Source organism: Zoogloea sp. LCSB751, assembly GCF_002028455.1.
In the GTDB taxonomy this organism is placed as follows: domain Bacteria; phylum Pseudomonadota; class Gammaproteobacteria; order Burkholderiales; family Rhodocyclaceae; genus Zoogloea.
In genome coordinates this window covers 1-255 of sequence record NZ_MWUM01000381.1, presented here as the reverse complement: position 1 = coordinate 255, position 255 = coordinate 1, and the positions used below count along the sequence as shown (strand labels likewise).

The following is a 255-nucleotide window of genomic DNA, read 5'->3' as shown; positions in this document are numbered from 1 at the left end:
CCCTGAGCCTCGTCGAGCACCTGCGAGTGAGCGGCGAGCTGACCGCCCCCGTGCTCGTCATCGCGCCCACGTCCGTGATGGGCGCCTGGAGGGGCGAAGCCGCCAAGTTCTGCCCGGGACTGAAGCTGGCCACGATCGAGCGGACGAGTTCCAAGTCGGGTGAGAGCCTGCGCGCGGCGGTCGGCGATGCGCAGATTGTCATCACTTCGTACACGCTCGCCCGCCTGGATGCCGAGGAGTTCCAGTCCATGACGT

Annotated in this window: 1 protein-coding gene; it reads left to right on the top strand. The window is 67.8% G+C overall.

Going from position 1 to position 255, the window contains the following annotated elements:
* Positions 1 to 26: 26 nt before the first annotated feature.
* Positions 27 to 255: SNF2-related protein (locus tag B4920_RS27035; protein WP_216820098.1), on the top strand; the 229-nt coding region annotated here is incomplete at its 3' end.